Annotated in this window: 31 protein-coding genes; 17 read left to right on the top strand and 14 right to left on the bottom strand. The window is 63.7% G+C overall.

Annotation, left to right across the window (positions count from 1 at the left end; translation table 11 throughout):
- Window positions 1-29: 29 nt before the first annotated feature.
- On the top strand, window positions 30-251 hold the full coding sequence (locus H6851_02000) for a hypothetical protein (protein ID MCB9942385.1): 222 nt from the start codon (window positions 30-32) through the stop codon (window positions 249-251).
- A 74-nt stretch (window positions 252-325) separates the two neighbouring features.
- On the opposite strand, the gene H6851_02005 is transcribed toward H6851_02000, so the two are convergent.
- The 3 genes from H6851_02005 to H6851_02015 are packed head-to-tail and all read right to left on the bottom strand — an operon-like array spanning window position 326 to window position 1,726.
- Window positions 326-652: a hypothetical protein gene (locus tag H6851_02005; GenBank protein MCB9942386.1), complete on the bottom strand. Its 327-nt coding sequence runs from the start codon at window positions 650-652 to the stop codon at window positions 326-328.
- 10 nt (window positions 653-662) lie between these two features.
- Window positions 663-1,520, bottom strand: a complete 858-nt coding sequence (locus H6851_02010; protein ID MCB9942387.1) for a PhzF family phenazine biosynthesis protein — start codon at window positions 1,518-1,520, stop codon at window positions 663-665.
- A complete protein-coding gene (locus tag H6851_02015; GenBank protein ID MCB9942388.1) occupies window positions 1,520-1,726 on the bottom strand; it encodes a hypothetical protein in 207 nt (68 codons plus the stop codon). The genes H6851_02010 and H6851_02015 overlap by 1 nt, the downstream gene beginning before the upstream one ends.
- Window positions 1,727-1,871: 145 nt before the next feature.
- Between H6851_02015 and H6851_02020 the strand changes: the two genes are divergently transcribed.
- The gene (locus tag H6851_02020) at window positions 1,872-3,254 is read left to right on the top strand and encodes a PLP-dependent aminotransferase family protein (protein ID MCB9942389.1); all 1,383 of its coding nucleotides are present in this window, start codon (window positions 1,872-1,874) and stop codon (window positions 3,252-3,254) included.
- A 33-nt stretch (window positions 3,255-3,287) separates the two neighbouring features.
- Here H6851_02020 and H6851_02025 read toward each other — a convergent pair whose 3' ends face one another.
- Window positions 3,288-4,196 carry a DnaJ domain-containing protein gene (locus H6851_02025; GenBank protein MCB9942390.1) on the bottom strand — a complete coding sequence of 303 codons (909 nt, stop codon included), beginning with the start codon at window positions 4,194-4,196 and terminating at the stop codon, window positions 3,288-3,290.
- A gap of 226 nt (window positions 4,197-4,422) precedes the next feature.
- Between H6851_02025 and H6851_02030 the strand changes: the two genes are divergently transcribed.
- Window positions 4,423-4,956 (top strand): hypothetical protein, encoded by a 534-nt coding sequence (locus tag H6851_02030; protein ID MCB9942391.1) that lies wholly within the window; start codon window positions 4,423-4,425, stop codon window positions 4,954-4,956.
- Between the two features lie 96 nt (window positions 4,957-5,052).
- A complete protein-coding gene (locus H6851_02035) occupies window positions 5,053-5,559 on the top strand; it encodes a hypothetical protein (GenBank protein MCB9942392.1) in 507 nt (168 codons plus the stop codon).
- A 43-nt stretch (window positions 5,560-5,602) separates the two neighbouring features.
- Here the strand turns inward: H6851_02035 and H6851_02040 are convergent, their stop codons facing one another.
- Both H6851_02040 and H6851_02045 read right to left on the bottom strand, forming a co-directional pair.
- Window positions 5,603-6,235, bottom strand: a complete 633-nt coding sequence (locus H6851_02040; GenBank protein ID MCB9942393.1) for a DAK2 domain-containing protein — start codon at window positions 6,233-6,235, stop codon at window positions 5,603-5,605.
- 89 nt (window positions 6,236-6,324) lie between these two features.
- Complete coding sequence (locus tag H6851_02045; GenBank protein MCB9942394.1) at window positions 6,325-7,131, bottom strand: SDR family oxidoreductase; 807 nt, start codon at window positions 7,129-7,131, stop codon at window positions 6,325-6,327.
- Between the two features lie 235 nt (window positions 7,132-7,366).
- Between H6851_02045 and H6851_02050 the strand changes: the two genes are divergently transcribed.
- The 5 genes from H6851_02050 to H6851_02070 all read left to right on the top strand — a co-directional run bounded on the left by H6851_02050 (window position 7,367) and on the right by H6851_02070 (window position 11,860).
- Window positions 7,367-8,371 carry a cysteine synthase A gene (locus tag H6851_02050; GenBank protein ID MCB9942395.1) on the top strand — a complete coding sequence of 335 codons (1,005 nt, stop codon included), beginning with the start codon at window positions 7,367-7,369 and terminating at the stop codon, window positions 8,369-8,371.
- Between the two features lie 55 nt (window positions 8,372-8,426).
- A complete protein-coding gene (gene sseA / locus H6851_02055) occupies window positions 8,427-9,275 on the top strand; it encodes a 3-mercaptopyruvate sulfurtransferase (GenBank protein MCB9942396.1) in 849 nt (282 codons plus the stop codon).
- Window positions 9,276-9,277: 2 nt separating this feature from the next.
- The gene (locus tag H6851_02060) at window positions 9,278-9,886 is read left to right on the top strand and encodes a GNAT family N-acetyltransferase (protein ID MCB9942397.1); all 609 of its coding nucleotides are present in this window, start codon (window positions 9,278-9,280) and stop codon (window positions 9,884-9,886) included.
- A 165-nt stretch (window positions 9,887-10,051) separates the two neighbouring features.
- A complete protein-coding gene (locus tag H6851_02065) occupies window positions 10,052-10,702 on the top strand; it encodes a hypothetical protein (GenBank protein ID MCB9942398.1) in 651 nt (216 codons plus the stop codon).
- 132 nt (window positions 10,703-10,834) lie between these two features.
- Window positions 10,835-11,860, top strand: a complete 1,026-nt coding sequence (locus tag H6851_02070) for a Fe(3+) ABC transporter substrate-binding protein (protein MCB9942399.1) — start codon at window positions 10,835-10,837, stop codon at window positions 11,858-11,860.
- 53 nt (window positions 11,861-11,913) lie between these two features.
- Here H6851_02070 and H6851_02075 read toward each other — a convergent pair whose 3' ends face one another.
- Both H6851_02075 and H6851_02080 read right to left on the bottom strand, forming a co-directional pair.
- Window positions 11,914-12,282 carry a rhodanese-like domain-containing protein gene (locus H6851_02075; GenBank protein ID MCB9942400.1) on the bottom strand — a complete coding sequence of 123 codons (369 nt, stop codon included), beginning with the start codon at window positions 12,280-12,282 and terminating at the stop codon, window positions 11,914-11,916.
- A gap of 85 nt (window positions 12,283-12,367) precedes the next feature.
- A complete protein-coding gene (locus H6851_02080; GenBank protein MCB9942401.1) occupies window positions 12,368-13,537 on the bottom strand; it encodes an ornithine decarboxylase in 1,170 nt (389 codons plus the stop codon).
- Window positions 13,538-13,647: 110 nt separating this feature from the next.
- Between H6851_02080 and H6851_02085 the strand changes: the two genes are divergently transcribed.
- Together H6851_02085 and H6851_02090 are read left to right on the top strand one after the other, a co-directional pair.
- Complete coding sequence (locus tag H6851_02085; protein MCB9942402.1) at window positions 13,648-14,076, top strand: hypothetical protein; 429 nt, start codon at window positions 13,648-13,650, stop codon at window positions 14,074-14,076.
- Between the two features lie 154 nt (window positions 14,077-14,230).
- The gene (locus tag H6851_02090) at window positions 14,231-15,151 is read left to right on the top strand and encodes a sulfite exporter TauE/SafE family protein (protein ID MCB9942403.1); all 921 of its coding nucleotides are present in this window, start codon (window positions 14,231-14,233) and stop codon (window positions 15,149-15,151) included.
- 37 nt (window positions 15,152-15,188) lie between these two features.
- On the opposite strand, the gene pyrC is transcribed toward H6851_02090, so the two are convergent.
- The 4 genes from pyrC to gloB form a co-directional block, all read right to left on the bottom strand.
- Window positions 15,189-16,496 carry a dihydroorotase gene (pyrC, locus tag H6851_02095; protein MCB9942404.1) on the bottom strand — a complete coding sequence of 436 codons (1,308 nt, stop codon included), beginning with the start codon at window positions 16,494-16,496 and terminating at the stop codon, window positions 15,189-15,191.
- Window positions 16,497-16,544: 48 nt separating this feature from the next.
- Window positions 16,545-17,498 carry an aspartate carbamoyltransferase catalytic subunit gene (locus H6851_02100; protein MCB9942405.1) on the bottom strand — a complete coding sequence of 318 codons (954 nt, stop codon included), beginning with the start codon at window positions 17,496-17,498 and terminating at the stop codon, window positions 16,545-16,547.
- Between the two features lie 77 nt (window positions 17,499-17,575).
- Window positions 17,576-18,586: an LLM class flavin-dependent oxidoreductase gene (locus tag H6851_02105; protein ID MCB9942406.1), complete on the bottom strand. Its 1,011-nt coding sequence runs from the start codon at window positions 18,584-18,586 to the stop codon at window positions 17,576-17,578.
- Between the two features lie 136 nt (window positions 18,587-18,722).
- Window positions 18,723-19,487 carry a hydroxyacylglutathione hydrolase gene (gene gloB, locus H6851_02110; protein MCB9942407.1) on the bottom strand — a complete coding sequence of 255 codons (765 nt, stop codon included), beginning with the start codon at window positions 19,485-19,487 and terminating at the stop codon, window positions 18,723-18,725.
- Window positions 19,488-19,678: 191 nt separating this feature from the next.
- Here gloB and H6851_02115 point away from each other — a divergent pair, with 191 nt between their 5' ends.
- From H6851_02115 to H6851_02130, 4 genes are all read left to right on the top strand, one after another.
- Entirely contained in the window at window positions 19,679-20,419 is a 741-nt protein-coding gene (locus H6851_02115) for a methyltransferase domain-containing protein (GenBank protein ID MCB9942408.1), read from the top strand.
- Between the two features lie 77 nt (window positions 20,420-20,496).
- On the top strand, window positions 20,497-21,852 hold the full coding sequence (locus H6851_02120) for an NAD(P)-dependent oxidoreductase (GenBank protein ID MCB9942409.1): 1,356 nt from the start codon (window positions 20,497-20,499) through the stop codon (window positions 21,850-21,852).
- Between the two features lie 3 nt (window positions 21,853-21,855).
- Complete coding sequence (gene preA / locus H6851_02125; GenBank protein MCB9942410.1) at window positions 21,856-23,160, top strand: NAD-dependent dihydropyrimidine dehydrogenase subunit PreA; 1,305 nt, start codon at window positions 21,856-21,858, stop codon at window positions 23,158-23,160.
- Window positions 23,161-23,202: 42 nt separating this feature from the next.
- A complete protein-coding gene (locus H6851_02130) occupies window positions 23,203-24,081 on the top strand; it encodes a DMT family transporter (GenBank protein MCB9942411.1) in 879 nt (292 codons plus the stop codon).
- 9 nt (window positions 24,082-24,090) lie between these two features.
- Here H6851_02130 and H6851_02135 read toward each other — a convergent pair whose 3' ends face one another.
- The gene (locus H6851_02135; protein MCB9942412.1) at window positions 24,091-24,462 is read right to left on the bottom strand and encodes a hypothetical protein; all 372 of its coding nucleotides are present in this window, start codon (window positions 24,460-24,462) and stop codon (window positions 24,091-24,093) included.
- Between the two features lie 34 nt (window positions 24,463-24,496).
- Window positions 24,497-25,003 carry a xanthine phosphoribosyltransferase gene (gene gpt / locus H6851_02140; protein ID MCB9942413.1) on the bottom strand — a complete coding sequence of 169 codons (507 nt, stop codon included), beginning with the start codon at window positions 25,001-25,003 and terminating at the stop codon, window positions 24,497-24,499.
- A 167-nt stretch (window positions 25,004-25,170) separates the two neighbouring features.
- Between gpt and H6851_02145 the strand changes: the two genes are divergently transcribed.
- Both H6851_02145 and H6851_02150 read left to right on the top strand, forming a co-directional pair.
- On the top strand, window positions 25,171-25,371 hold the full coding sequence (locus tag H6851_02145; protein ID MCB9942414.1) for a DUF1192 domain-containing protein: 201 nt from the start codon (window positions 25,171-25,173) through the stop codon (window positions 25,369-25,371).
- A 6-nt stretch (window positions 25,372-25,377) separates the two neighbouring features.
- A complete protein-coding gene (locus H6851_02150) occupies window positions 25,378-25,908 on the top strand; it encodes an NUDIX hydrolase (GenBank protein ID MCB9942415.1) in 531 nt (176 codons plus the stop codon).
- The last annotated feature ends 131 nt before the right edge of the window (window positions 25,909-26,039 follow it).

Below are 26,039 nucleotides of genomic sequence, written 5' to 3' on the forward strand. Positions count from 1 at the left end.
ACCTGCCACCCCGCACAGGAGATCAGGTCATGAACAACATCATTCCCGCTGGAAAACCGAAAGAACCAGCCTGCCGCCAGTCAGCGGCAGGTATTCGTTTCGGTACAGTTCTGCTGGTTCAGTTCGTCCACCGAACTCCCGTCGCCGGGACTTGCCCAATACAGCCCGCTTCCGGCCATCAACAATACAATCAGGAAGATGCCAGCCAAAAATTGACGGTTCATGATCCGTCTCCAGTATCGATTGTCTGATTAATCGAACTAGAGACTATCACAGATTTACCAAAATTCAAAACGGTTCACCTTCCCAAGATATCCGATATTCGTCAAAGGCGATCCGGAAAGTCCCGGTATAGCGCAAATCCGAGGTTTGCCACCTTGCCATAGACAGCCGCATGCAGGCTGGCGGCGGGTTGATCGTTGCGGGCAGCGACGGCGAAGGCGTTGTCGAGTTGCGCCAGATCGCGGGTTTCGATCATGATGTGGAAATCCCCCAGATCGAGACTGGAGAGGCCAAGCTTGCGGCGGGTGAGGCGCCATCCGTGAATGGCCCCCTCACGGCGCAGATGACCGAGCCAGGCATCGACGGCCGATGCGAAATCATGTGCAGCGACGCCCGGCAGCAGGTCGCAGGTGATGTGGTAGATATCCATGGCAGCCCCCTCAGACGCTGATATGACCTTCCATGACCTGAACCGCCCCACCCTTGACATAGACGTCGGTGACCCGGCCCGCCGACTTGATGGCGCGCATCTCGATGACGCTCGGACGGCCCATCTCGACCCCCTGCCCCAGGCGCCAGCACCAGCTTCCATCGACTTCCGGCCTCTGATGGGCCAGAAGCCCCGCAAGAGCGCCGGCGGCACTGCCGGTCGCGGGATCCTCGGAAATGCCGAACCCCGGCGCAAACAGCCGGGCACGCAAGTCGACATCGAGACCGTCAGTCTGGCGCGTGAAGACAAAGGCCTCGCGCCGCAACGGGTGACCGTTGGCCATGCCCTTGAACGATGCCGATGCAAGCACTTCGAGATCGCTCACCTCGATGATCGGAAAAGGCAGGCCCACTCCGGCGAAACAGGGGGCGGCGACGATCGCCCCGGCTTCGAGCCCCAGTGCGAGCATCGCATCGGCCCGGGTAAGCTGTTCCCCAAGGCGGAACGGCTGTGGCGCACGGAACTCGGCCATGCCCGCGGCGTCAAGGACCACCTCGACCGGGCCGGCCGTCTCCTCCAGCACCACCCGGCGATCATCGACACGACCAAGATCTGCCAGGGCAATGGCCGTCCCCACAGTGGGATGTCCGGCAAACGGCAGTTCCGCACGCGGCGTGAAGATCCTCACACGCGGGCCAAATCCCCTTTCGCTGGATGTGACAAAGGTGGTCTCCGACAGATTGAACTCCCGGGCAATATCCTGCATCTGCACAGTATCGAGCCCGTCGGCATCGGGCAGGATCGCCAGCGGATTGCCACCGAAGCGTTCGCTGGCGAAGACGTCATAGGTGAGGAACCGGTAGCGCATCACCCGTCGCGCCCCATCGCCAGCCGCAATGCATCGTCACCCTCCCAGAACGGCCGCGCCGATTCGGCGGCGGCCCGATCCGCCGTGACCGCGATGTCGTCCAGCCGATGCCGGTCGAGCCGGCCCAGGGCCCGTCGCGTGCGCTGCCGGGCAATCCACACATCGACGAGACAAAGCAGGCGCCATGCGAAGCGATTCCGAGTCAATTCCGATTCAATGGTCGAAAACCGATCAAGAACAAGCATACGTACCATCATCCACCCCTCGCTGACATGCGCACCCACATCATGCTTGCAGACAATTCCGAGTCAATATAATCATTGTCACCCTATCAATATGAGGCAAAATCCCGTGCTCGATGACCTGAAGATCGCCACCGGCACCATGCCCCGCTACCGCGCCCTGGCCCTGGCCATCGAGGAGCAGATCCAGGACGGCCGGATCGCCGGAGGCTACCGCCTGCCGCCGCAGCGACGCCTTGCCTATGCGCTCGATGTCACCATCGGCACCGTCGGACGCGCCTACGAATTGCTGATCCAGCGCGGGCTCGCCCGCGGCGAGGTCGGGCGCGGCACCTATGTCCTCGACCCGTCGGCCGGCGGCAGCCAGATCGGCGTGCACGGCACCGATGGCGGGAACGGCATCGTCGACCTGAGCACGAACAACCCGATCCCGACAGCGGCGTGCGAGGAATTGCGCGGATTGCTCGTGTCATTGCTTCAATCGCCGCGAGTCGATCACTTCCTTGCCAACTATCCCTCCACCATGGGTTCGCTGGCCAATCGTCGGGCGGCGAGTCAATGGCTGACGCATCTGGGGGTTTCCTGCCCTGCCGAGCAGATCGTCATCACCGGCGGAGCACAGGGAGGGCTCGCCGCCGCCCTCGCCGCCCTCACGCGCCCTGGAGACGGTCTCCTGCTCGAACAACTGACCTATCCGCGCTTCGCCTCGCTCGCCCGCACCTTCAGCCTGCGCCCCGAAGGTGTCGCCATCGACGCCAACGGGCTCATCCCCGAAGCGCTCGATTCGGCCTGCAGGCAGGGGCGCGGCAAGGTGCTCATCCTCTCGACCAGCATGAACAACCCGACCACCGCCATGCTCGACGAAGCCCGTCGACGCGAGATCGCGAGGATCGCCGACCGGCACGACCTGCTGCTGATCGAGGACGATGTCTACGGCCCGCTGGTTTCCGGCCGGCCGAGACCTCTCGCCACAATCGCACCGGAACGCACGGTCTACATCTCCAGTGTGTCCAAGTTTCTAGCCCCCGGCCAGCGACTCGGCATAGTGGCGGCACCGACCCGGGTCATACCCATGATCAACCAGCGCCACGCCGATCTTGCCCTGAGCGCGCCCAGCCTTACCGCCGAACTCATGGCCCACGCCCAGGCGCACGGCCTGCTGGAGAAGGCCGAAATCCTGCAACGCAAGGCGGTCGCACGGCGACAGGCCCTCGTCCGCAACCATCTCGTGCACGGTCACATTCTCAGCAATGCGCTCGCCCTGCATGTCTGGCTGGAAACACCGCCCGGCCTCGACCCCGACCAGCTTGTCGTGCGGCTCGCGGGCGAAGGGCTGAGAATCGCCTCGGCTCGGGAGTTTTCGACAACTCAGGAAATTCCGCGGGCAGTACGAATCTCCATCGGCGGTTCACTGGACGATACGGAGCTCGTTTCGGCGATCTCGCGGATCAACCACGCCCTCACGCTGCCTTCCGCCGGTGCGGCGATCTGACATCGCGAGCGGAAAACCGGCCGGCCCTTCCCGTCAGCGGTAGCAGCACAACAGCTTGAGCTCGACCGTACCGCCGTCGCTGGCGGCCTCGCCGACCGGCTGGAACCCTGCCTGGAAGCGTACCGCCAACCGCTGCGTCGGCATTCCGTTGGCCACGAGATAGTCGACCACCGTCCCCAGCCGGAGCAATGACATTTCCCAGGCACCGACGGAAACGCCGGCCTGCCGCGCCGCCTCGCCGGCGTGTCCTTCGAGCAGGATCAGCCAGTCACGATCCGCCGGAATCTCGGAGATCGTCCTCGCAAGGTCGAGAACCGCCGCATCGAGCCTGCCGCGCAGCTTGTCGTCGATGGTCGAGCTGTCCGCAGCGAATTCGATCTCGGACTGAAACACGAAACGGCTGGCCGACCCCGAGCCGATCGACGAGGACGAGGCCAGCGCCTCCTCCAGCCGCATGAAGTTCGCCCCCCGGTAGCGGGCACGGACATCGGCCTGATCCTGCATCGCCGCGGCCAGCCGCCTATAGAGGTCGTCGGCTTCGGCATCCCGTTCGGCCAGCCGATTTTCCGCCGACCAGAGCAGGCCGAGCAGCACGAGGCAGGCCACGGCAAGACCGCCGGCGGCAAGGCTCAGAGTGCGGCCGGAGAACAGCCAGTTCACATCGCGTTCGACAACCACCTGCGCCCTCGGGCGCATCGGCCGCTTGGGCTCTTCGACCGCAAGGCGTTCGGCATCGTACTGCATGCGCTTGCGGGCATCGCGAAGGTTGTCATAGGCCTCGCGCAACAGCCGGAACTGGTCGCCATTGGCGCGCTCGTTCCCCTGATCGGGATGAAAGATCTTCGCCCGTTCCCGAAAGGCGATGCGGATGTCTTCTGCACTGGCCGTCGGTGGAACACCCATGATGCGATAATAGCCCTTGGGGTCGGCAGCCGCCGGCATATGCTTCATCTCCTTGGCCTGTCGGGTCGGGGCGAATATATAAAGCGGAACACGGGCTCCACAAGCCCGGCCGGCTCCCTATTCGCCGGTTCGGCACGGTGCCGTCAAGATGCCGTCCCTCGCCGTTTTCGTCTGGCCAGATCGTGGTGGTGCCGATAAACCATTATCATGAAACGGTTTCGAGAGTCGCGACGATCGCAGGGAACGGCTTGAGGAGAGAAATGCCGTGTCACTTCGAAAGGCGTTCAGGCAATGGCTGAAACCCCGGACCGGTGTCACACGCCAGGCCGTGCGGGTACGGCCGGCACAGGCCAGACCACGGGATTTCCAGCGCAGTCGGGTCTATGGCTGGGAACGCGGCCATGTCCTGCCGCTTGCCTGCGACCCGCTGAGCCTCGACGGCTGCCGTGAGCTCGTGCATCGGGTCTATGCCGATCGCGAGGCCAACCGCCGTCACTGCCGGGACTGGACGCCACCCGAGGTGACCGACGGACGTGGCCGCCGGCATGCCTGCGGATCGAGAACGGTGATTAAGCTGCCGCGCTGGGCGCGCACGCCCGCGGTCGTCCTGCACGAATGCGCCCACGGCCTGTCGCATGACGGTCACGGCCCCGGGTTCGTGCGGACCTATGTCGAACTGCTGGTGGATTTCGCAGGGTTCGAACGGGCCTACCTCGAACGCACGCTCACCGTGGCCGGCGTGCGGTGCGACGCAGTGTCGGACGGATCGGCCACGGCTCCTCCCGCAACCTTCACCTGACGGCGCCATTCCTCCTTCGAGAAAAAAATCCCCTTCGATGACATGCTGGCGCCCATTTACCGGCAATTAACGCGCGCACGGTAAGATGTCCGCGTGATGATGCAATTCGAACTGACACCGAACGACAGCCTCAAGACGTTTCAATCGGGCCTGCCTGACGTCGGCCCCTTTGACTGTGTCTCGGAGCATGAAAACAGCCGCCGCCGCGTGCTGCTGCTGGGCCATGGCCTCGCCTGGGGCGAAGTGGCGGGAGCGGAGATGCCGCTGGTGGTCTCGTGGCGGGCGCGGATCGTCATGCGGCGGGACAACTGGAACGAGCCGGTCGCCGCCGGCATCGTCACCACTCTTCGCAACCGCATCAACACCATCCGCGGCCGCTGGCTGGTGGACATCCGGACCGAGGCACGCAGTCTTCCGCGCGCGGATGTCCTGAGCCTCGTGCGCGAGGACATCGAGCGCGGCGAGCTTCCCAACAGGTTGCTGTACAACCGCGGGGTCCGCAACATCGTGCTCGAACAGGTCGGACGCCTGCAAAGGCGCGTCGGCGTCGACCCTGCCTTCAACTGGCGCCGTGTCCGCGTCCATATCGACGCCACGTCCTGAGACGGGTTTGCGCCCGACTGTCAGGAGTCGCGGGTGCCGGAACTCAGTCCTGCCGTTCTCGGGTCAGCTCGCCCACCAGCGCCCCGACGATCAGCGCGACCGAACAGGCGCCCGGATCGATATGCCCCTTGCCGGCGTCGCCCATGGCGGCCGCCTTGCCGCGCATGGGAACCATGTAGCTGGTCCGGTGCAGCGCATGGCCGCAGACGGAAATGGCGAGATCGTCGAGGCCGTTCTCGTGTCCCTGGCCGATGGCCCTGGACAGCCGGTCGGACAATGGTTGCAGTACGTCGAACATGGTCTTCATGCCGACATCGACGTCCCCGTCGGCACGCAGACGCTCCACACCGGCTTCCAGCATCCGCGCGAGTTCCCGCGCTCCCGGCCGGCCCTGCGGTGCTGCTGACGCCATCGCGTCGACGACGCTTGCCATGTAGCGCCCCCCCGCTCCGCCCGCATGCTCGCGGAACAGTAGCGCGGTACGCCGCATGGCCGCTTCCAGCGGCAATGCCTCGATCCCGGCCGCCTCGCCCTGCACCGCCTCGATCCCGGCGAGCATGTTGCGACCATGATCGCCGTCGCCCAGCGCCTCGTCGAGCGCATCGAGTTCGTCACAATGCCTGCCCAGGGTTCCGGCGACCGTATCGATGAGGCGAACATACCATTCACCGCTCATTCGAGCCTCCCTTGATTGAAGCGGATCGTTGATGGTCTCCACTCTGGGCGAACGCGGCCGCCACTGGCAAGGTGGCCCGGTGTCGCTGGTCACTCCGGCCGGGGACCGATGTCCTCGCCCGGATCGCCGCGCATCGTGTAGCCGCCGTCCACAGGCCAGACCACGCCGGTGATGAAGCCCGAGTCGGGATGGGCCAGGAAGGCGATCACGCGGGCGACCTCCTCAGGCCGTCCCCAGCGGCCGACCGGCGTCCGTTCGGCGTAGAGGTCGTAGTCGAGCATACCGCGCTGCGCCCGATCACGAAGCACGTCGGTGAAGATGTAACCCGGTGCAACGGCATTGACCGTGATGCCATGGCGCGCATTTTCCATCGCCAGCCCACGGGTCAGCCCGTTCATGCCGGTCTTGGCCACGCAGTAGCCCAGCCGGTTCGGAAGGCCGACGATTCCCAGCACCGACGACAGGTTGATGATGCGCCCGAATCCCGCGGCCCGCATCGCCGGCACGCAGAGATGCGCGAAATGCGCGGCACCGCCCAGATGAACCGCGAGCATCCGGTTGAAATTGTCCAGAGGCTGGTCGTGATGCGGCATGACCGCCTGCGGCATGATACCGGCATTGTTGACCAGGACCGACACCGATCGGAGTTCGACGGAGATCCGCTCCAGAGCCACCCTGCAGGCATCCGCATCCGTTACGTCCGCCTGCGCCCCGCAAGCGCGGACACCGGCTTGTCCGGCGACATCAGCTGCCGCAGCCTCGGCGGCATCGCCATCCAGATCGACGATTGCGATGTCGGCCCCCATCGCCGCCAGCGCCCGCGCCGTCGCCAGGCCGATGCCGCGTGCGCCCCCCGTCACCAGCGCGGTCCGGCCCGCAAGCCCGTCTCGTGCCATTGTCAACCTCCCCTTGATGTCACCCGACAGATGGTAGCGAAAGACCGCAGGATGGGAAGTCCATCAAAGGGAAATCCCCGACCGCCGGTTCTCCCCGCGATCGAACCGCCGGCCATGCCCGAACGGGCAAAAACCGTGGCCGGTCATCCGCATGGGCCAGCCACGGCTTGCCCGGCGTGGTCAGGCCCGTTACATCAGCGTCAAGGACATCACACTCACAGCCGCATGGAATGTCATGGAAACGCGCGGAAATCTCGTCGACCTCATCGGCAACACCCCTCTTCTCCGCCTGCGCCACCTGTCGGACGAGACCGGCTGCGAGATCCTGGGCAAGTGCGAGTTCCTCAATCCGGGCGGGTCGATCAAGGATCGCGCGGCACTCGCCATTATCGAGGATGCCGAAGCGAGCGGCCACCTGCGGCCGGGGGGCCTGATCGTCGAGGGAACGGCCGGAAATACCGGCATCGGCCTTGCCGTGGTGGGCAATGCCAAGGGTTATCGGACGGTCATCGTCATCCCCGAAACGCAGAGCCAGGAAAAGAAAGACATGATCCGGGCCTGCGGGGCGAAGCTGATCGAGGTACCGGCCGTCCCCTACAGGGATGACAACAATTATGTGAAATATTCGGGCAGGCTGGCCGCCGAACTGGCACAGAGTGAGAAGAACGGCGCCATATGGGCCAACCAGTTCGATAACGTCGCCAACCGCAATGGCCACTTCAACCACCTTGGCGTCGAGATCTGGCGCCAGACGGAAGGCCGGATCGACGCATTCACCTGTGCCGTCGGCACGGGCGGAACGCTTGCGGGCGTCGCCATGCGGCTCAAGAAGGAAAAGCCGGGCGTCCGCATCCAGCTTGCCGATCCGATGGGTGCGGCCCTTTATCACTATGTCAGGCACGGTGAGTTGAAGGCGGAGGGAAGTTCGATCACCGAAGGTATCGGCCAGGGGCGAATCACTGCCAACCTGGAAGATGCCCCCATCGATGACGCCTACCAGATCACCGATGCCGAAGCCCTGCCCTATCTCTACCGGATCATTCAGGAAGAGGGACTGGTCCTGGGCGGGTCCTCCGCCATCAATGTCGCCTCGGCGGTGCGGCTCGCCAGAGAGATGGGTCCGGGTCACACCATCGTCACCGTCCTTTGCGATTATGGCTCGCGCTATCAATCCAAGCTTTTCAATCCGGCATTCCTGCGCGAGAAGGACTTGCCGGTACCGCCCTGGTTCGAAGGCTGAACCATCCGGTGCCGGCTGCGCCGCATCGCACCGCAAGAACAGGAGAAACGCGCCGATGGCCCTGTCATCGAACTCGCCACTGGTCACCACCGCATGGCTTGCGGAAAATCTTCCGGCGCCCGATCTGCGTGTGGTGGATGCCACCTGGTTCATGCCCAGTACCGGCCGGGATGCAAGGCGGGAATATGACGATGCCCATATCCCCGGTGCCGTCCATTTCGACATCGATGATATCGCCGACGAGAAATCCGACCTGCCGCACATGGTGCCAAGCCCGGTGAAATTCGCGGCGCGCGTGCGCAAGCTGGGACTGGGCGATGGCTCGCGCATCGTCGTCTATGACAACAACCTGTTCGCCGCCAGTGCCCGTGCATGGTGGATGTTCCGCCTGTTCGGCCATGACGACGTCGCGGTGCTCGACGGCGGGCTGGGCAAGTGGGTTGCCGAAGGGCGCGAGGTCGAGGACCTGCCATCACGTCCGACCGAACGGCACTTCACCTCAAGGCAGAACAATTTCCTGCTGCGTGACATCGACCAGATGCGCGGCAATCTCACCTCGCGGCGCGAGCAGGTGCTCGATGCCCGGCCATCAGGCCGCTTCGATGGCAGCGAACCCGAGCCGCGGCCGGGCCTGCGCGGCGGCCATATCCCCGGCAGCCGGAACCTGCCGGCCGGTGATGTGATCGCCGCCGACGGAACCCTGAAAACGGCAGCGGAACTGGCATCGCTGGTGGATACGGCCGGCATCGACATGTCCCGTCCGGTAACGACGACCTGCGGCTCCGGCGTCACCGCAGCCACGCTCGCCCTGGCCCTGGCCGTCATCGGCAAGAGCGATGTCGCCGTCTACGACGGTTCGTGGTCCGAGTGGGGAGCACAACCCGATACTCCGGTCGAACGCTGAGAATGCCGGACACGCCAGCAGAGGATGCGACCGGACGTCCCAAGGTCGTCGGGCGGGTGCAGGCGACGGTCAGCTATCTGGAAATGCTGAAGCGCCCGGTCTCCGCTCCCCTGCAACCGCCCGCCGAGGGCTGCGAAATCGTCAAGGCCATCCGGCCGACCGTCGCGTTCTACCGGTTTCTCTACGGGACCGTCGGTGGGCCATGGCTCTGGTGGTCACGGCGCTACCTGAGAGATGAAGAACTTGTCGCCATTATCCATGATGAGAAGGTCGACATTCGCGTACTCTGGGTCCACGGGGTCCCGGCTGGCTTCGTCGAATTCGACGGCCGCGAGGACGGCGAGGTCGAACTGGCGTTCTTCGGGCTGATGCCTGAATTCATAGGTCGCGGGCTGGGGCGATACCTGCTGGACTGGTCGGTCCATCATGCCTGGCGGCGGCCGATCCGGCGGCTTTGGGTCCATACCTGCGATCTCGATCACCCGCGTGCTCTCGCCGGTTATGAAAATGCGGGCTTTTCCCTCTTCGATCGCGAACAGTCTTACGAGAACTTGCTGGAAAACATGACACTACCACAACATGTAGCGGACAGGATAATTGAAGCGCCATAGATACTGGCCATCATCGTGTTGCTGCGCTACAGCATGCCTGTCCGGTGCGGAACAGGCGGCACGATCCTGCCACCGGGTCGATCACGCCTGTCAAACCGCATGGAGGGGATCAGTCAGGATTACGGCACAGGGGACGTCCCTGTGTCATGCGAGGAGCCATAGGCGATGATCAGCGAAGCCCGACAGGCTGACATTCTGGGTGAGCGTTTGCGTGACGTCGGCTTCAGTGATCGTGCCGTGGGCCTGATTCTCGAACAGGTCCAGAGCCTGCGACAGGAATTTCCACCGACTGGGCCGTCGACCGTAACTGCGGTGTCCCCGGGCCTCGACGAAGATGCGACGGCCTATGAGGTCGATCGCACGGTCGAGGTATCGGCCGAGGAGCAAACCGTGACAACCGGAGCACGTCCCCGTCCGGCACGTGTCGACACCCCCACGAGTTCCACGCCCGACGCCATCGACACCCCGGAAGGCCAGTTGATCGAGCCCGACCTGCCCGTGTTGGGTGCAGGGCTGATTGTCTGGGTCATGGTGCTGGTCGGCAGCTGGTCCGGGCTGAGTTGCTCGCCCACCCTTCTCGGAGTAGGCGAGGTCGAGATCGTCGGCAGCGGTTGCGGGGTATCGGCCCCCGGCTTGCTGAGTTTTGCCGGCCTTGTCACCGTATTGTGGCTGCTGGCGCCGGCAGCGTGGAATCCCCTGCGCAGCCTGCTGCGCCTGCCCCGCCTCGCCATCCAGCCGGCGCTGCGGGCCATGGCCATCTGGCTGGGCCTGTCTCTGCTCATCCTCACCACGCTGGTCATGGCCTCGTTGTCCTGAGCGGTACCGTGAACGGTCGCGGCCAGTTTTGAACTGATCCAATTCCGAACAGTGACGATTGGCGTTGAGATCCGCGCCTCTCGATGCGAGATCCTTGCGCATCGATTGCACACAAGCTCCGGAGAGCGCCCCATGCCGAGAGGCCGACTGAAACACTGGATCCTCGCCACCCCCCTGTTGCTGGCGGCGCTGCCGCTGCAGGCAGCCGAACTCAATCTCTACAGCTCGCGCCACTACGATACCGACGAAAAACTCTACAGCGCGTTCACCGAAGAAACCGGCATCCGGGTCAACCGCATCGACGGCGATGCCGACGAACTCATCGAACGCATCCGGCTGGAGGGCGAAAGCAGCCCCGCCGACGTGCTGATCACCGTCGACGCGGGCCGGTTGTGGCGGGCCGAGGAGGCCGGCATCTTCGCGTCGCTGCATTCCGAGGTCCTGGAAAGCAGGATACCGGCTTCCTTGCGCGATCCCGATGGCCGGTGGTTCGGATTCACCACCCGCGCACGCGTGATCGTCTACGACAAGGACCGCGTCGATCCCTCGTTGATCCAGACCTACGAGGATCTCGCCGATCCCGAACTCAAGGGACTGGTCTGCATCCGCAGCAGCACCAACATGTACAACCTGTCATTGCTGGCGAGCATCATCGAACATGACGGCGTGGATGCGGCCACTGACTGGGCCAAAGGAGTGGTGGGCAACTTCGCCCGCGCACCGGAAGGCAACGACACGTCGCAGATCGAGGCCGTGGCTGCCGGTCAATGTGGCGTTGCGCTGGCCAACAGCTATTACGTCGCCAGGATCATGAATGCCGGCGATGATGCCAGCAGGGAAGTCGCCGGCAGGATCTCCGTGATCTTTCCCAATCAGGCCGACCGCGGCACCCACATCAACATTTCCGGTGCCGGCATGATCGCCTCCGCGCCGCACAAGGACGAGGCCAGGGCTTTTCTCGAATTTCTTGCCAGCGACGAGGCCCAGGCACTGCTGGCCAATGGCAACAACGAATATGCCGTGGTCGAAGGTGTGAAACTCGACAATCCGGCACTGGACGAGCTGGGCTCCTTCAAGGCCGATCCCGTCAATGTCCAGGTGCTCGGCGAGAACCAGCCTCTGGCACAGATCGTGTTCGACGAGGCCGGATGGCGCTGATCTGAAGACCGGTATCGTCCGGGCACGGCTATATGGGATCGCGTTCTTCGGGCTCAGTCCCACTCCTCGCCGAGCCCGGCGATCCCGCAACCGAGATGGGCGACATCCGTGTAGCCCATCTCCATGAGGGTGACGGCTCCCAATGCCGAACGTCCCCCTACTGCACAATACAGCAGAATGGGTCGGTCCTCGCTGAATTGCGGATTGTACAACGGACTCGCCGGGTCGGCGACAAATTCGAGCAGCCCGCGAGGCACGTGGACAGCGCCCTCGATCATGCCTTCATCGATCTCCTCGCCTTCGCGCAGGTCGACGATGAGAACATCGGCAGAAGCGATCCACGCCCGTGCAGCGTCCATATCGAGCGACCGGACACGGGCGAGCGCCTCGGCAACCATCGCCAGGCTCGAACGGATCGCCATGCCAGCCTCCTTATCTCGTCGATTGCCTCCGGTGCGAGAAATTACAGTCAACACGAGCCATATCCGTTTGGCGACAGGCGCCCGATCAGGATGTCGTGATCGACAGTGGCAGAACGATGCCCCGCTCCTCCCGTTCATCGACGTCGACAATCTCACCATAGCCGAATCCGTTGAAACGGGTCTTGAGCGCTATGCTGTAGGCACCGGTGAGATCGAAGCGCACCCAATGATCACGAGCGATATCATTGGGAAGCCGATATGGGGTATAGAGCTTGTCCGTGGGGTCGCACGTCACCCCCATGATCTCGAACTCGGCGAGCGGCCCCGAAGGCGGATCGCCGTCGAGCGCCATCGCGGTAGCCGGAAAATGGATCCTGCCGGTCATCGATTCCGAAAGGGAGCCCCACACGCCTTCATTGACATACAATCTGGAACCCTTTCGCAGCAGCACACGAGCCAGAGTGGTGAAGGCCGGCGCGGCGATAGCTCTTCCGGGCTCGCACAGGATACGGGTCGCAGGAGGCAGGTCGAGTTTCGCTACCTCGTCGGCAATGACGGAAAAGATCGACCGGAGCGGCACCTCGACCGTCCCTCCGTAGGCAGCAGGAAAGCCGCCTCCCACATCGAGCGCAAGGACCGGTACCGCGGCCTCCCGCATCACGTCGCCGCACAACCGGATGGCCCTGGTCCATGCAGTCGGATCCGTCACCTGCGAGCCCACGTGAAAGCACAGACCCACGGAAAACCCCTCGAAAGCGGCCTTTTGCATCAGCGCCACCGTATCGGCGGGCGTCGCACCGAATTTGGCCGACAGGTCGTAGGTCGCATCCCCCGGTGTCGCCATGCGCACCATCACGGTCGTCGAATAGCGATCGCCGTGAATGGCTTCCTCGATCTTGCCCAGTTCATCCCGATGGTCGACGGCGAAGTGGTTGACGCCAAAACGGTGCGAAGCGGCATCGATCTCTTCCACCGTCTTGACCGGATGCATGAAGAACAGTTCGCTCTTCGGCGCCATTGTCCTCGCCAGTTCAATCTCCGGCATCGAGGCGACATCGAACTGATGGAAGCCGCAATCGACCAGTGTACGCAGCAATCTTGGCTCGGGATTGCACTTGACCGCATACATCGGTTCGCCGGGAAAATCCTTGAGGAAGGTCTCGGCGGCCCGTTGAAGACGCCCTTGATGCAGACAGTAGAGCGTGCCATCGGGGCGCCGCGCCCTCAGGGCCTCGAGCTCAGACCGATAGTGCATTCGACCGCCCTTGTTCAATTTCCGGTTGATCGAATATGTAACAGTTTGGTGTCAAAATCCATAGGAGGAAAACGCGAGACGTTGATATTCACTTGTGGCATATCGGTGACATGCCAATCAAACCGCAACTCCGCTGGTTCTATCCCATCGACTGGCCGCAAATCAGCCGCCAGATCCGTTTCGGTCGGGCGCAAGGGCGCTGTGAGCAGTGCGGGCGACCCGACAAGCGGGCAATCCGTCAACTGGTTGACGGACGCTGGTATGACGAGAGCGGCGGCCTCTGGCGCGACGATGCCGGCAAGGCCGCCAACTGGCCCGATGTCGTCGAATACAGCACGGTCCGTATCCGTCACGTACGCCTTGCGACAGCCCATCTCGACCATGATCCCGGCAATTCCCGGCACGAGAACTTGCGCGCACTCTGCCAGCGCTGCCACCTGCACCATGACCGTGAAGAGCACGTCCGCAGACGGCGGGTGACGGTCCTCATGCGGCGTGCCCTCGGCGATCTTTTCCACGGCCCCTACCGCCACGGCTAGCCCGTTTCGCTACCCGGCACCGCGCGGCAACCCATCGTACGCTGGTCGCGGAACATCTCTTATTCATAATCTGATGATTCGGGCAGGCAATTCCTTGACATCAATCATGTCTTGGCCTTGCTTTGCAGCCAAAGCAGCTCTCACCCGGTCACCGATGGATATTTATCTGCCTGTCGCCGAGCTATCGGTGAATCTGTTCATGATTCTGGGGCTGGGAGGCGCCATCGGCTTCGTGTCGGGCGTTTTCGGTGTCGGTGGCGGGTTCTTGATGACACCACTGCTCATCTTCATCGGCATTCCCCCGGCTGTCGCCGTCGGCTCCGTGTCGGCGCAGGTTCTGGCCTCGTCGGTCTCCGGCGTGCTCGCGCACATGCGCCGGCAGACCGTCGACCTGAAAATGGGGCTGCTGCTCACGGTCGGCGGCTCCATCGGCTCGGCCGCCGGCGTGTTCATCTTCGGCTGGCTGCAGACACTGGGCCAGGTCGATATCTTCATCTCGATCTGCTACGTGGTCTTCCTCGGCACCATCGGCGGCCTCATGTTCATCGAGAGCCTCAACACGCTCATCCGCAGCAAGCGCAAGTCAGGCGGGTCGCGGCGCAAGCTGCACCAGCACCACTGGATGCATGGCCTGCCGCTGAAGATGCGTTTCCAGCGTTCCAGGCTCTATATCAGCATCATCATGCCCTCGGTGGTCGGATTGCTGGTCGGTCTCCTCGGTGCCGTCATGGGCGTCGGCGGCGGCTTCATCATGGTCCCGGCGATGATCTACATCATCGGCATGCCGACCAACATCGTTGTCGGAACATCGCTGTTCCAGATCGCCCTGGTGACCATGATCACCACCTATCTCCACGCCTATAACAATTATGCAGTCGACATCGTTCTCGCATTGCTGCTGATCGCCGGTGCGGTTGTCGGCGCCCAGTTCGGCTCACGCGTGGGAGCCCTGCTGCGCGGCGAACACCTGCGCATCCTGCTGGCGCTGATGGTGCTGGCGGTGTGCGTCAAGCTCGCCTACGACCTCATCGCCAGCCCCGCCGACCCTTACTCGATTGCGGTCATCGCCCACTGAATCCGTTATCATTCCGGCAAAATCCGGGGGCGGTCGATCAGATCCCGTCGCGACGGTATATCGTGCGCCCGTCGACCAACGTGCGGTGGACCTTGCCATTGACCAGCCTCCCCTCGAAGGCGGTATTCTTCGCAAGACTGGAAAGTCCGGCCTCGCTGATCTTCCACGGCGCATCGGGGTCGAACAGGACGAGGTCCGCGGGAGCGCCGACAGCCAGCCGCCCGGCATTCAGCCCAAGCAGTTGCGCCGGTGCCCAGGTCATCTTGCGCAGCAGGCCAAGCAGGCTCATCTGCCCGTCATGGTACAGCCTCAGCGACACCGACAACATTGTCTCGATGCCAATGACGCCGCTGGCCGCCTGCGCGAACGGCTGACGCTTGCTGTCCTGATCCTGCGGGTCATGATCCGATGCGATGACATCGATCGTGCCGTCGCGCAGCCCCTCGACCACGGCCCGCCTGTCCACTTCGCTGCGCAAGGGCGGCGACACCTTGGCAAAGGTGCGATAGCCCTCCACCTCAAGCTCGTTGAGGGCCAGATGATGCGGCGTGGTCTCGGCAGTCACCCGCAGACCGCGGGCCTTCGCCTGACGGACCGCCTCGATGGCCGCGGCCGTGGAGACATGCGCAACGTGGTAGCGGGCGCCGGTCATCTCCACCAGGCGCAGGTCGCGCTCGACCATCATCACTTCGGCACAACGGGGGATACCTGCCAGACCGAGCCGCACGGAGGTGGCCCCGTCATTCATCACTCCACCACGCGCAAGGCTCGGCTCTTCGGGATGCTGGACGATCAGGGCATCGATGGACGTGGCATAAGCCAGCGCCCGGCGCATCATCTGGGCATCGGCCAGCGCCTTTGCCCCATCGGTGAAGGCGACTGCCCCCGCCTCGCGCAGCAATCCCAGTTCGGCAAGCTGCTGACCCGCTAGTCCCCTGGTCAACGCGGCATAGGGATAGATCTTCACTGAACGGAGCTGGCGGGCCTTGCGGGCAACGAACTGCAGCATCGCCGGATCATCGACCGGCGGGTTGGTACCGGGCAGCAGCGCCACCGACGTGACGCCACCGGCCGCTGCCGCGCGCGCGCCGCTTTCGAGGCGCTCCTTGTGTTCGAAGCCGGGCTCGCCGAACTGGGCCCGCATGTCGACAAGACCGGGGGCCAGACACAGACCGCCTGCATCGATCAGCTCGTAGCGACCACGCGGCGGCGCAAGGAAGCCGCCGATGCCGGTGATGATGCCCTGTTCCACCCTCAACTCGCCGATGCGGTCGAGACCGGTTGCCGGGTCCAGCAGGCGGGCATTGGTGATGAGACAACCCGTCGGGTCGCTGTCTTCTCTCATGCCATCCTCACAGACGACCGGAACGGAAGGGACCGGGCAGGACGGCCGTCATGCCGTCGCCCGCAATTGCCGGGTCAGCACGTCAAGGCAGGCCATCCGTACCGCGACCCCCATCTCGACCTGATCGAGCACGGCACTGCGGTCGATATCGTCGGCCACCACCCCATCGATCTCGACGCCCCGATTCATCGGCCCGGGATGCATGATCAAAGCATCGGGCCGGGCATGGGCCAGCTTGTCGCGGGTCAGCCCGTAGCGCTCGAAATATTCGCGGATGGATGGCACATAACTGCCCTGCATGCGTTCGAGCTGAAGGCGCAGCATCATGACGATGTCGACCCCCTCCAGCCCCTTGCGCATGTCGGTATGGAGCTCCGCACCAAAGGTCTCCATGGCCAGCGGCAACAGGGTCGGTGGACCGACCAGCCGCACCCTCGCCCCCATGGACAGCAGCAGGTGCAGGTTGGAGCGGGCGACACGCGAGTGCAGCACGTCACCGCAGATGGCCACGACCAGCCCCTCGATCCGTCCCTTGCGCCGGCGGATGGTGAGCGCGTCCAGAAGGCCCTGCGTGGGGTGTTCGTGACTGCCGTCACCGGCGTTGATGACGGCACAGCGCACATGACGTGCCAGCAACTCGACCGCACCACTTTCCTGATGACGCACCACCAGCACGTCGGGGTGCATGGCATTGAGCGTCATCGCGGTGTCGATCAGGGTCTCCCCCTTCTTGATCGAGGACCCGGACACCGACATGTTGACCACATCGGCTCCCAGCCTCTTGCCCGCAAGTTCGAACGAGGTGCGCGTGCGCGTCGAATTCTCGAAGAACAGGTTGATCTGGGTAAGGCCGCGCAACAGGTTGAGCTTCTTGTCGGTACGGCGGGACTGCTCGACATAGCCGTCAGCGCAATCCAACAGGTCCCTGATCTCGAAGGGCTGCAGGCCCTCGATGCCGAGCAGGTGCTCGCGTCGATAGGAAAGCTGAGGTTCGGCGGTCATTTCGGCCGCCCTTATGTCCGCGTTTCCACCACGTTGCAAGAGCGATCACACCTGCGGTTCCGGGGCACCCGAGACGATCAATGGTTCGCGGAACGCTTCACGACCAGATCGGCAAGCACGGCAGCTCCGAGTTCGAACGACCGGCATCGGGCGGCATGGTCGTGGATCATCGCCGTGACGATCACTTCGTCGGGACGGTAATGCTCGACCAGCCCCTGCATCTGGTGCCGGACCGTCGTCGGCGACCCGGTCGCCGAGCAGGACAGCGCATTTCTCGCCTGCGAGAGAATCTCGCCAGGCAGAAGGGATTCGATGTCCTCGACGGGTGCCGGAAGGCGTCCCGGACGCCCGGTGCGCAATCGGGCAAAGGCCAGCAGTTGCGACGTCCGCAGCCACTGCGCCTCCTCGTCGCTGTCCGCGACGAACATGCCGGCGGCCATCATCGCATGGGGGCGATCGAGCCATTTCGATACGCGAAATTCTCTCCGGTATGTGGAAAATGCCTGTTCGAGCATTTTCGGCGCGAAGTGCGACGCAAAAGCGTAAGGCAGGCCGAGATAGGCGGCAAGCTGGGCGCCGAACAGGCTGGATCCCAGGATCCATACCGGTACGTGGCTGCCGGCCCCCGGCACGGCCCGCACGGCTGCCTCCTCGGGCTGATCTTCGAGATAGGACAATATCTCCACGACATCCTCGGGAAACTTGTCGGCACTGTCGAAATAGCGGCGCAGGGCCCGGGCCGTCGTCTGGTCGGTACCCGGCGCCCGCCCCAGCCCCAGATCGATGCGGCCGGGGAACAGCGCTTCAAGCGTGCCGAACTGTTCGGCCACCACCAACGGCGCATGATTGGGAAGCATGATGCCCCCCGCTCCGACCCGCATGGAGCGGGTACGTGCGGCAACCTGACCGATGACAACGGCCGTCGCCGCAGAAGCGATGCCGGGCATGTTGTGATGTTCGGCCAGCCAGTACCGGTGGTAGCCCAGGGCTTCCGCGCGAACGGCAAGGTCAAGCGTATTGCCCAGCGCCTCCCCCGGTGTCGCTCCCTCGCTTACCGGAGCCAGATCAAGCAGCGAATAACGTTCCATGGCCAGCCCTTCCCGCCACAGGGGCTCGTGTCCACCCCGCGATCGTTCCTGTTCGACAAATGGCGATCAGGGTAAATTGGACAAGGTCCCCGATGAGATCATAACTGGGCAGCCGACCTGCAAAAGTCGCCGATCGTCAAAATGAGTCCTTGCGTTTGCGAATTTCGGCGAACACCTCGGCATTACTGGCCCGCTGCATGCCGAGACGGGCACGGATTGCCGGATCGCCGGGGCGCAGGAACGGGTTGGTCTGCCGCTCCAGCCCGAGAGTGGTGGGAATCGTGGGCTCGCCCCGCCGTCGCTCACCGTCGATTTCCGCCGCCCGGCGGATCAGCAACTCATTGTCCGGATCGACGGAAAGCGCGAACCGCGCATTGCTCAAGGTGTATTCATGGCCACAATAGACTGCGGTCTCATCGGGCATGGAGGCATATTTCGACAGTGAATGCCACATCTGTTCCGGAGTTCCCTCGAACAGCCGGCCACATCCCAGCGCGAACAGTGTATCTCCCGAAAAGAGCATCTTCGATTGCGGGAAATACAGGCTGATATGGCCGCGGGTGTGGCCCGGCGTCTCAAGCACAACGGCCCGCTGACTGCCGAAATCGAGATGATCTCCTTCTGCCAGCAATACATCCATGTCGGGAATACGCTGGCGCTCGGCCGCCGGACCGGCAAGTCTCGCGCCGGTTTCCGCCTTGAGTTCGGCGTTGCCGGCGGTGTGATCGGCGTGATGATGGGTATTGATGATCCAGTCCAGCTTGCGCCCATGGCGTTCGAGAGCTGCCAGAACACCACCGGCATCGGCTGGATCGACGACACCGCTCGTGTTCGTGACCGAATCGAACAGCAAAAACATATAGTTGTCACTAAGTGCAGGTATCAGTTCGACTTGCAACATGGCCACGGTTCACCTCCCTTTGACGACCCTCGCCGCCGATGGACTTGGCAACTGCCCATCGCGACGCCCAATATCACCCCCGGCGTCGGGCTGAAATCAAGGCTTGCACTCCTCCAAGGCAGTTCCTTGAGCATCGGCCGGTGCTCGCCTATGACAGTTCGCGGCTGTGAGAACCATGACACGGACGTCAAATGCGCCCTGACATCAGCCAGCTGATTTCCTTCTACGACAGCCTGTTGGGAGAAACTACCCGCAGGTTGATCAATGTCGAGCTGCGCCAGCTCTGGCCCGACGTGACGGGACGGGCGATGCTCGGGCTGGGCTTTCCGGGCCCGTATCTTGCCCCCTTCGACGAAGCCGAAAGGCGGCTGGCGCTGATGCCGGCGACCCAGGGCGTGACACGCTGGCCCATGCACGGCATCAACGCGGCTGCCCTCGGGCGCGAGGATGAACTGCCTTTTGCCGACTGCAGCTTCGAGTGCGTCCTCATGACCCATGCGCTCGAGTGTTCCCCGCATCCCAACCGCCTGATGCGCGAGGTCTGGCGCATACTCGCCGATGGCGGCCGCCTGATCGTGGTCGTCCCCAACCGCAGCGGGCTGTGGTGCTGGAGCGAACAGACGCCGTTCGGCTATGGCCAGCCGTTCACCAAGGGGCAGCTTGAACGCACGCTCCGCAATCACCTGTTCAGTATCGGGGGACAGCGCACCGCGCTGATCATGCCGCCCTTTCGCCGTTCCCTCGCGCGTCGCCTCACCATACCGGTCGAACGCATCGGCGTGCGCTACCTGCCGCAGCTGGCCGGCGTGCTGATCATCGACGCGCAAAAGCAGATCTATGCCGGTACCGCGCGCGTGGCGGCGCTACGGCCGTCCAGCCGGCGTTACCTTCCCGTGATCGAGAATCCTGTCGCCTGTTACAGACAAGATTGACCACGACGACGATATTTGATCAAATGGTCAAATATCGGATTTCGCAGGTTTCGCCATTCGCACAAGGGGAGGTGTCCATGGCCGCAGATCTCGGGCAACGTGAAATCGACATTCGCGCCGGTCGCCTCGATTCCGCTGACTATGCGGAGAATTTCGACGACCTGCACCCACCTCTCGACGGGCATGAGGCCAAGGTCGAGGCGGACCGCTGCTACTACTGCTACGACGCCCCCTGCATGCAGGCCTGTCCGACCCATATCGACATCCCGCTGTTCATTCGCCAGATTGCCACGGGAAATCCCGCAGGCTCCGCCAGAACGATCCTGACATCCAACATCCTGGGAGGAATGTGCGCGCGCGTCTGCCCGACGGAGACGCTGTGCGAGGAAGTCTGCGTCCGCGAGGTCAATGAGGGCAAGCCGGTCCGCATCGGTGAATTGCAGCGTTATGCCACCGATCACCTCACCGACCGCGACAACCATCCTTTCGAACGGGCCGCATCCACCGGCAGGCGTGTGGCCGTCGTCGGCGCCGGCCCGGCGGGACTTTCATGCGCCCATCGCCTCGCCATGCTCGGCCATGACGTCACACTGTACGATGCCCGCGACAAACCCGGCGGTCTCAACGAGTTCGGTATCGCCCGCTACAAGAGCACCGGTGATTTCGCCCAGCGCGAAGTCCGGTTCGTCCTGGGTATCGGCGGGATCACACTCCGGACCGGGCAGCGGCTGGGCGACGATTTCACGCTCGACCGGCTCAAGGCCGATCATGACGCGGTCTTTCTCGGACTGGGTCTCGGGTCGGTCAATGCCCTCGGTATCGATGGCGAGGATCTCGACGGTGTCCTCGACGCCGTGCGCTACATTGCCGACCTCAGGCAGGCTGCGGATCCCGCCACCCTGCCCGTGGGACGTCACGTCGTGGTGGTCGGAGGCGGGATGACCGCCATCGACATTGCCGTACAGACCCGGCTCCTCGGTGCTGAACAGGTCACCATTGTCTATCGTCGCGGCCAGGAACGGATGAACGCCAGCGTGTTCGAGCAGGATCTCGCCCAGACTCACGGCGTCACCATTCGCACCCATGCCGGCCCGGTGCGGGCCATCGGCGGAAGCGACGGTCGGTTGCGTGCGGTCGAATTCGAGTACATGAGCGAGAATGAGGACGGACGACTTTGCGGGACAGGCGAACGATTCACCTTGCCGGCTGACCAGTTGTTCAAGGCCATCGGCCAGTCCTTCGCCTCTGCGGAGGGCCTGTCGCTGGCCACGAACGGGGGCCGCATAACCGTCGATTCCGAGCGTCGCACCAGCGATTCGCACATCTGGGCCGGCGGGGACTGCGTTGACGGTGGCGAGGATCTCACCGTGACCGCCGTCGAGGACGGCAAGATCGCCGCCCTTTCCATCCATCGCATGCTGACGGGGGCCTGAACCATGGCCGATCTGCGCAACGATTTTCTCGGCATCAAGTCTCCCAACCCGTTCTGGCTGGCCTCGGCCCCGCCGACCGATCGCGAGACCAACGTGGTGCGCGCCTTCAAGGCAGGCTGGGGCGGCGTGGTGTGGAAGACGCTTGGCGAAGATCCGCATGTGGTGAATGTCAACGGGCCGAGATATGGGGCCATTCACAGCGGTGACCGCCGGCTCATCGGCTTCAACAACATCGAACTCATCACCGACCGGCCGCTGGAAGTGAACCTGCGCGAGATCAAGCAGGTCAAGCGCGACTGGCCCGACCGGGCTCTGGTGGTATCGTTGATGGTCCCCTGCGAGGAGGCCAATTGGAAGGCCATCCTGGCCCGGGTCGAGGATACCGGCGCCGATGGTGTGGAGCTCAATTTCGGCTGCCCGCACGGTATGTCGGAGCGCGGCATGGGCTCCGCCGTCGGTCAGGTGCCCGAATATGTCGAGATGGTCGCCCGCTGGTGCAAGGCCCACACCCGCATGCCGGTGATCGTCAAGCTCACGCCCAATGTCACCGACATCAGGCAGCCTGCCCGCGGTGCACGCAGGGGCGGTGCAGATGCGGTGTCACTCATCAACACCGTCAACTCGGTCATGGGCGTCGACCTCGACCTGATGGCGCCCGAGCCGCATGTCGACGGCAAGGGCACGCATGGCGGCTATTGCGGCCCGGCGGTCAAGCCGATCGCCCTGCACATGGTCTCCGACATCGCCCGCGACCCGGAAACCGCCGGCCTGCCAATCTCGGCCATCGGCGGCATCACCACATGGCGGGATGCGGCGGAATTCATGGCCATGGGTGCGGGCAACGTCCAGGTCTGCACCGCCGCCATGACCTACGGCTTCCGCATCATCGACGAACTCACCAGCGGTCTTTCGGAATGGATGGACGGGAAGGGCTACGCCACGACCGCCGATTTTGTCGGCAAGGCGGTACCCAATGTCACCGACTGGCAGTTTCTCAATCTCAACTATGTCGTCAAGGCGAAGATCCACCAGGAATTGTGCATCCAGTGCGGCCGCTGCCATATCGCCTGCGAGGACACCTCGCACCAGGCGATCACCAGCATGGTCGACGGCGAGCGCCGCTTCGAGGTGATCGACGAGGAATGCGTCGGCTGCAATCTGTGCGTCAATGTCTGTCCGATCGAGGGTTGCATCACCATGGAACGGATGACCGAAGGCACCGATCCCCGCACGGGGCAGCCCATCAGCGACAAGTACACCAACTGGACGGCCCATCCCAACAATCCCCAGCGCCAGGCGGCCGAATAGGCATCCTCCCCGCGCCATGGACAGGATCGGGCGACATCCCCGATGACGAAGACGGGTCTCGCCCATCTGGCCATGCTCGTCTTTGCCACGGCGGTCAGCACCTCGTTCACGGTGGGAGCGGCCATCACCCATGACGTCGATCCGCTGGCCCTGACGTTCCTGCGTTTCGTCATGGCGGCCGCGATCTTTGCCGGACTGATGGCAGGAAGCGGACATCTTGCGCGTCCCACCATCGGCGACATGGCTCGGTATGCGACCATCTCCATTTTGCTGTGCATCTATTTCGTCACGATGTTCTACGGCCTTCGCTGGGCCGACCCGGTGAGCCTTGGCGCGATCTTCACCCTCGCCCCGCTGTTCACCGCCGGCATCTCGCGCCTGCTCGTCGGCCAGCGGACCAGCCTTGCCGTCGCCGCCGGCCTGACCGTGGCCGCGAGCGGTGCCATATGGGTCCTGTTCGACGGCAGCCTCGAACGCCTGGCCGGCTTTGCCGTCGGCCGCGGCGAATGGATCTTCCTTGTCGGCACGATGGCCTATGCCACCTATTCCCCCATGGTACGGAAGTTGCACCGCGGCGAAAGCCTGCTGGTGATGAATTTCTGGGTCCTGCTGCTGGGTGCGGTCATGCTCGCCACCGTCGGCGCGTCGGCCATCGCCGACACCTCCTGGACCGCGCTGTCGTGGCGGGTCTATGCCGGCATCGCATGGCTCGCCGCCGTCAGCACGGCGCTGAGCTTTTCCATGATCAAATATGCCAGCCTCCACCTCCCCGCCGCCAAGGTCCTCGCCTACACCTATCTGATCCCCGCACTCGTCCTGGCCCAGACAACACTGCTGGGCGGCCCGCGCCCGAGTCTGTCCGAAGCCGCGGGAATCATGGTGATCACGGGTGCGATGCTGGTCCTTCAGCGGACAGGATAGGTTTCTTGCTCAACTCGTCACGTCGCACCGGTTCCACACCTCGACATCAGCCGCGCCCGGCCAGAGGATGTGGATCGTTTCGTCGTTGAGCTGGCGCATTTGCACATCACCTCCCGCCCCCGGTTCACCGGCGGGAATGATGTAGATGAAGGTATGGCGACCATAATCGCCTGGAATCCGGTTGCCGCCGGGCGTGACGATCGACGGGCCGTCGATGGTGAGCAAGCGACCATCGACGGCACACCAGTGGCCGTCGATGCGATCGGCACGGGCGGCGACGGGCAGGGCAAGGACGGCGACAAGAACGCACATCCCGCCGATGGCGAGACGGACGGACCTCGATGTCCGGCGAAGACGATGTCCTGATCGAGATGACTGCATGGCGGTTCCTCGGCTTGGCACCACCGCCGGAAGATCAGCTCTCCGGTTTGCCGTTGCTGCGGTAGCGCTCGATGATCGGCCGCGACTGCGACACTTCCTGGTCCCAGGGAAAAAGAATCCACGTGTCCTGGCTGACCTCAGTGATATAGGTGTCGACGATCTCACGACCAGCAGGTTTCGCGTAGACCGTCGCGAAGTGTGCCTTGGGCAGCATCTCGCGGACGATGCGTCCGGTCTGACCGGTATCCACCAGATCGTCGACGATCAACCACCCTTCACCGTCGCCATCCTTGCTCTTGAGAATGTCCGGCGCACGCTGCTGGGTATCGTCATAAGTGGAGATGCACACGGTATCGATGACCCGGACATCGAGTTCGCGGCTGATGATATGGGCCGGAACGAGGCCGCCACGCGTGATCGCGATAATCCCCTTCCACGGACCACCGGCGGCCAGGCGCCAGGACAGGGCCTTGGCATCCCGGTGAAGTTCCTCCCAGGAAACAGGGAAATAGCGCGTATAGGTCTCGCTCACGCGGGTTATCCTCAATGATGGCGGTGGGTGGGCGAAAGCTCGCGGCGCGGGCGACACTTGTCAAGAAGCAGCAGCAATCCGCCCTCCTCTTTGTCCGGGCAGGGGCTTGAGAACGGCTTGAAGGACGATCACTATACGGCGGAAACCACGGCAATGCCTTACCCGCAAGGAGATCTGTGCCCATGTTCGATGATGACGAGCCGCGCAGGAAGCCGGCAACCGAGCTCGGGCAATCGCTCGCGACGCACTCGGTCGACGAGCTGGAAGCCTATGTACGTGCGCTCAAGGCCGAGATTGTGCGGGTACAGGCCGAGATCGCCAAGCGCTCGGACGTGCGCAGCGCCGCCGAGGCGCTGTTCAGGAAACCCGGCGGCTGATGAGCGATGGCCTCTTATTGCAGCCGGTGTGGCGGCCCGATCCGGCAAGGAATACCCGACGGTGATGATCGCCAACGGGATATCTGCCAGGACTGTGGCGAAATTCACTATGTGAACCCGAAGATCGTCGTCGGTGCGGTCTGCGAACATGGCGACCAGTTGCTCCTCTGCCGCCGCGCGATCGAGCCGCGTACCGGCTACTGGACAATTCCGGCCGGTTACATGGAGATTGGCGAAACCGCCGAACAGGGGGCCATCCGCGAGGCGTGGGAGGAAGCCCGCGCCCGCATCGAGATCACCGGCCTCATCGCCTCGTACAGCGTCATTCGTCCGCCTCAGGTCCAGCTCCTCTATCGTGCCGTGCTGCTCGACGCGCAGGTCGCCGCCGGACCCGAAAGCCTTGAGGTGGGACTGTTCACCTGGGACACCGTTCCATGGGAGGAACTGGCCTTTACGACCGTGCGCTGGGTCCTCGAGCGCGCACTCGAACTGCGCGACCATGAGGGCGATCTGATAACGGTCGGTAATCCCGCCTGAACATCCGCTACCATGCGGTTCTTTCCGGACCGTGGATGGGCGACACCAAAACACGTTGTTGACAGGAAAGTCCGAATTGCCGAAGGTCCTCTTACCGCTTCGGCAACCTGCCGACGTGCAGTCTCTCTTTG

It is taken from the genome of Geminicoccaceae bacterium, from assembly GCA_020638465.1.
Lineage (GTDB): Bacteria > Pseudomonadota > Alphaproteobacteria > Geminicoccales > Geminicoccaceae > JAGREO01.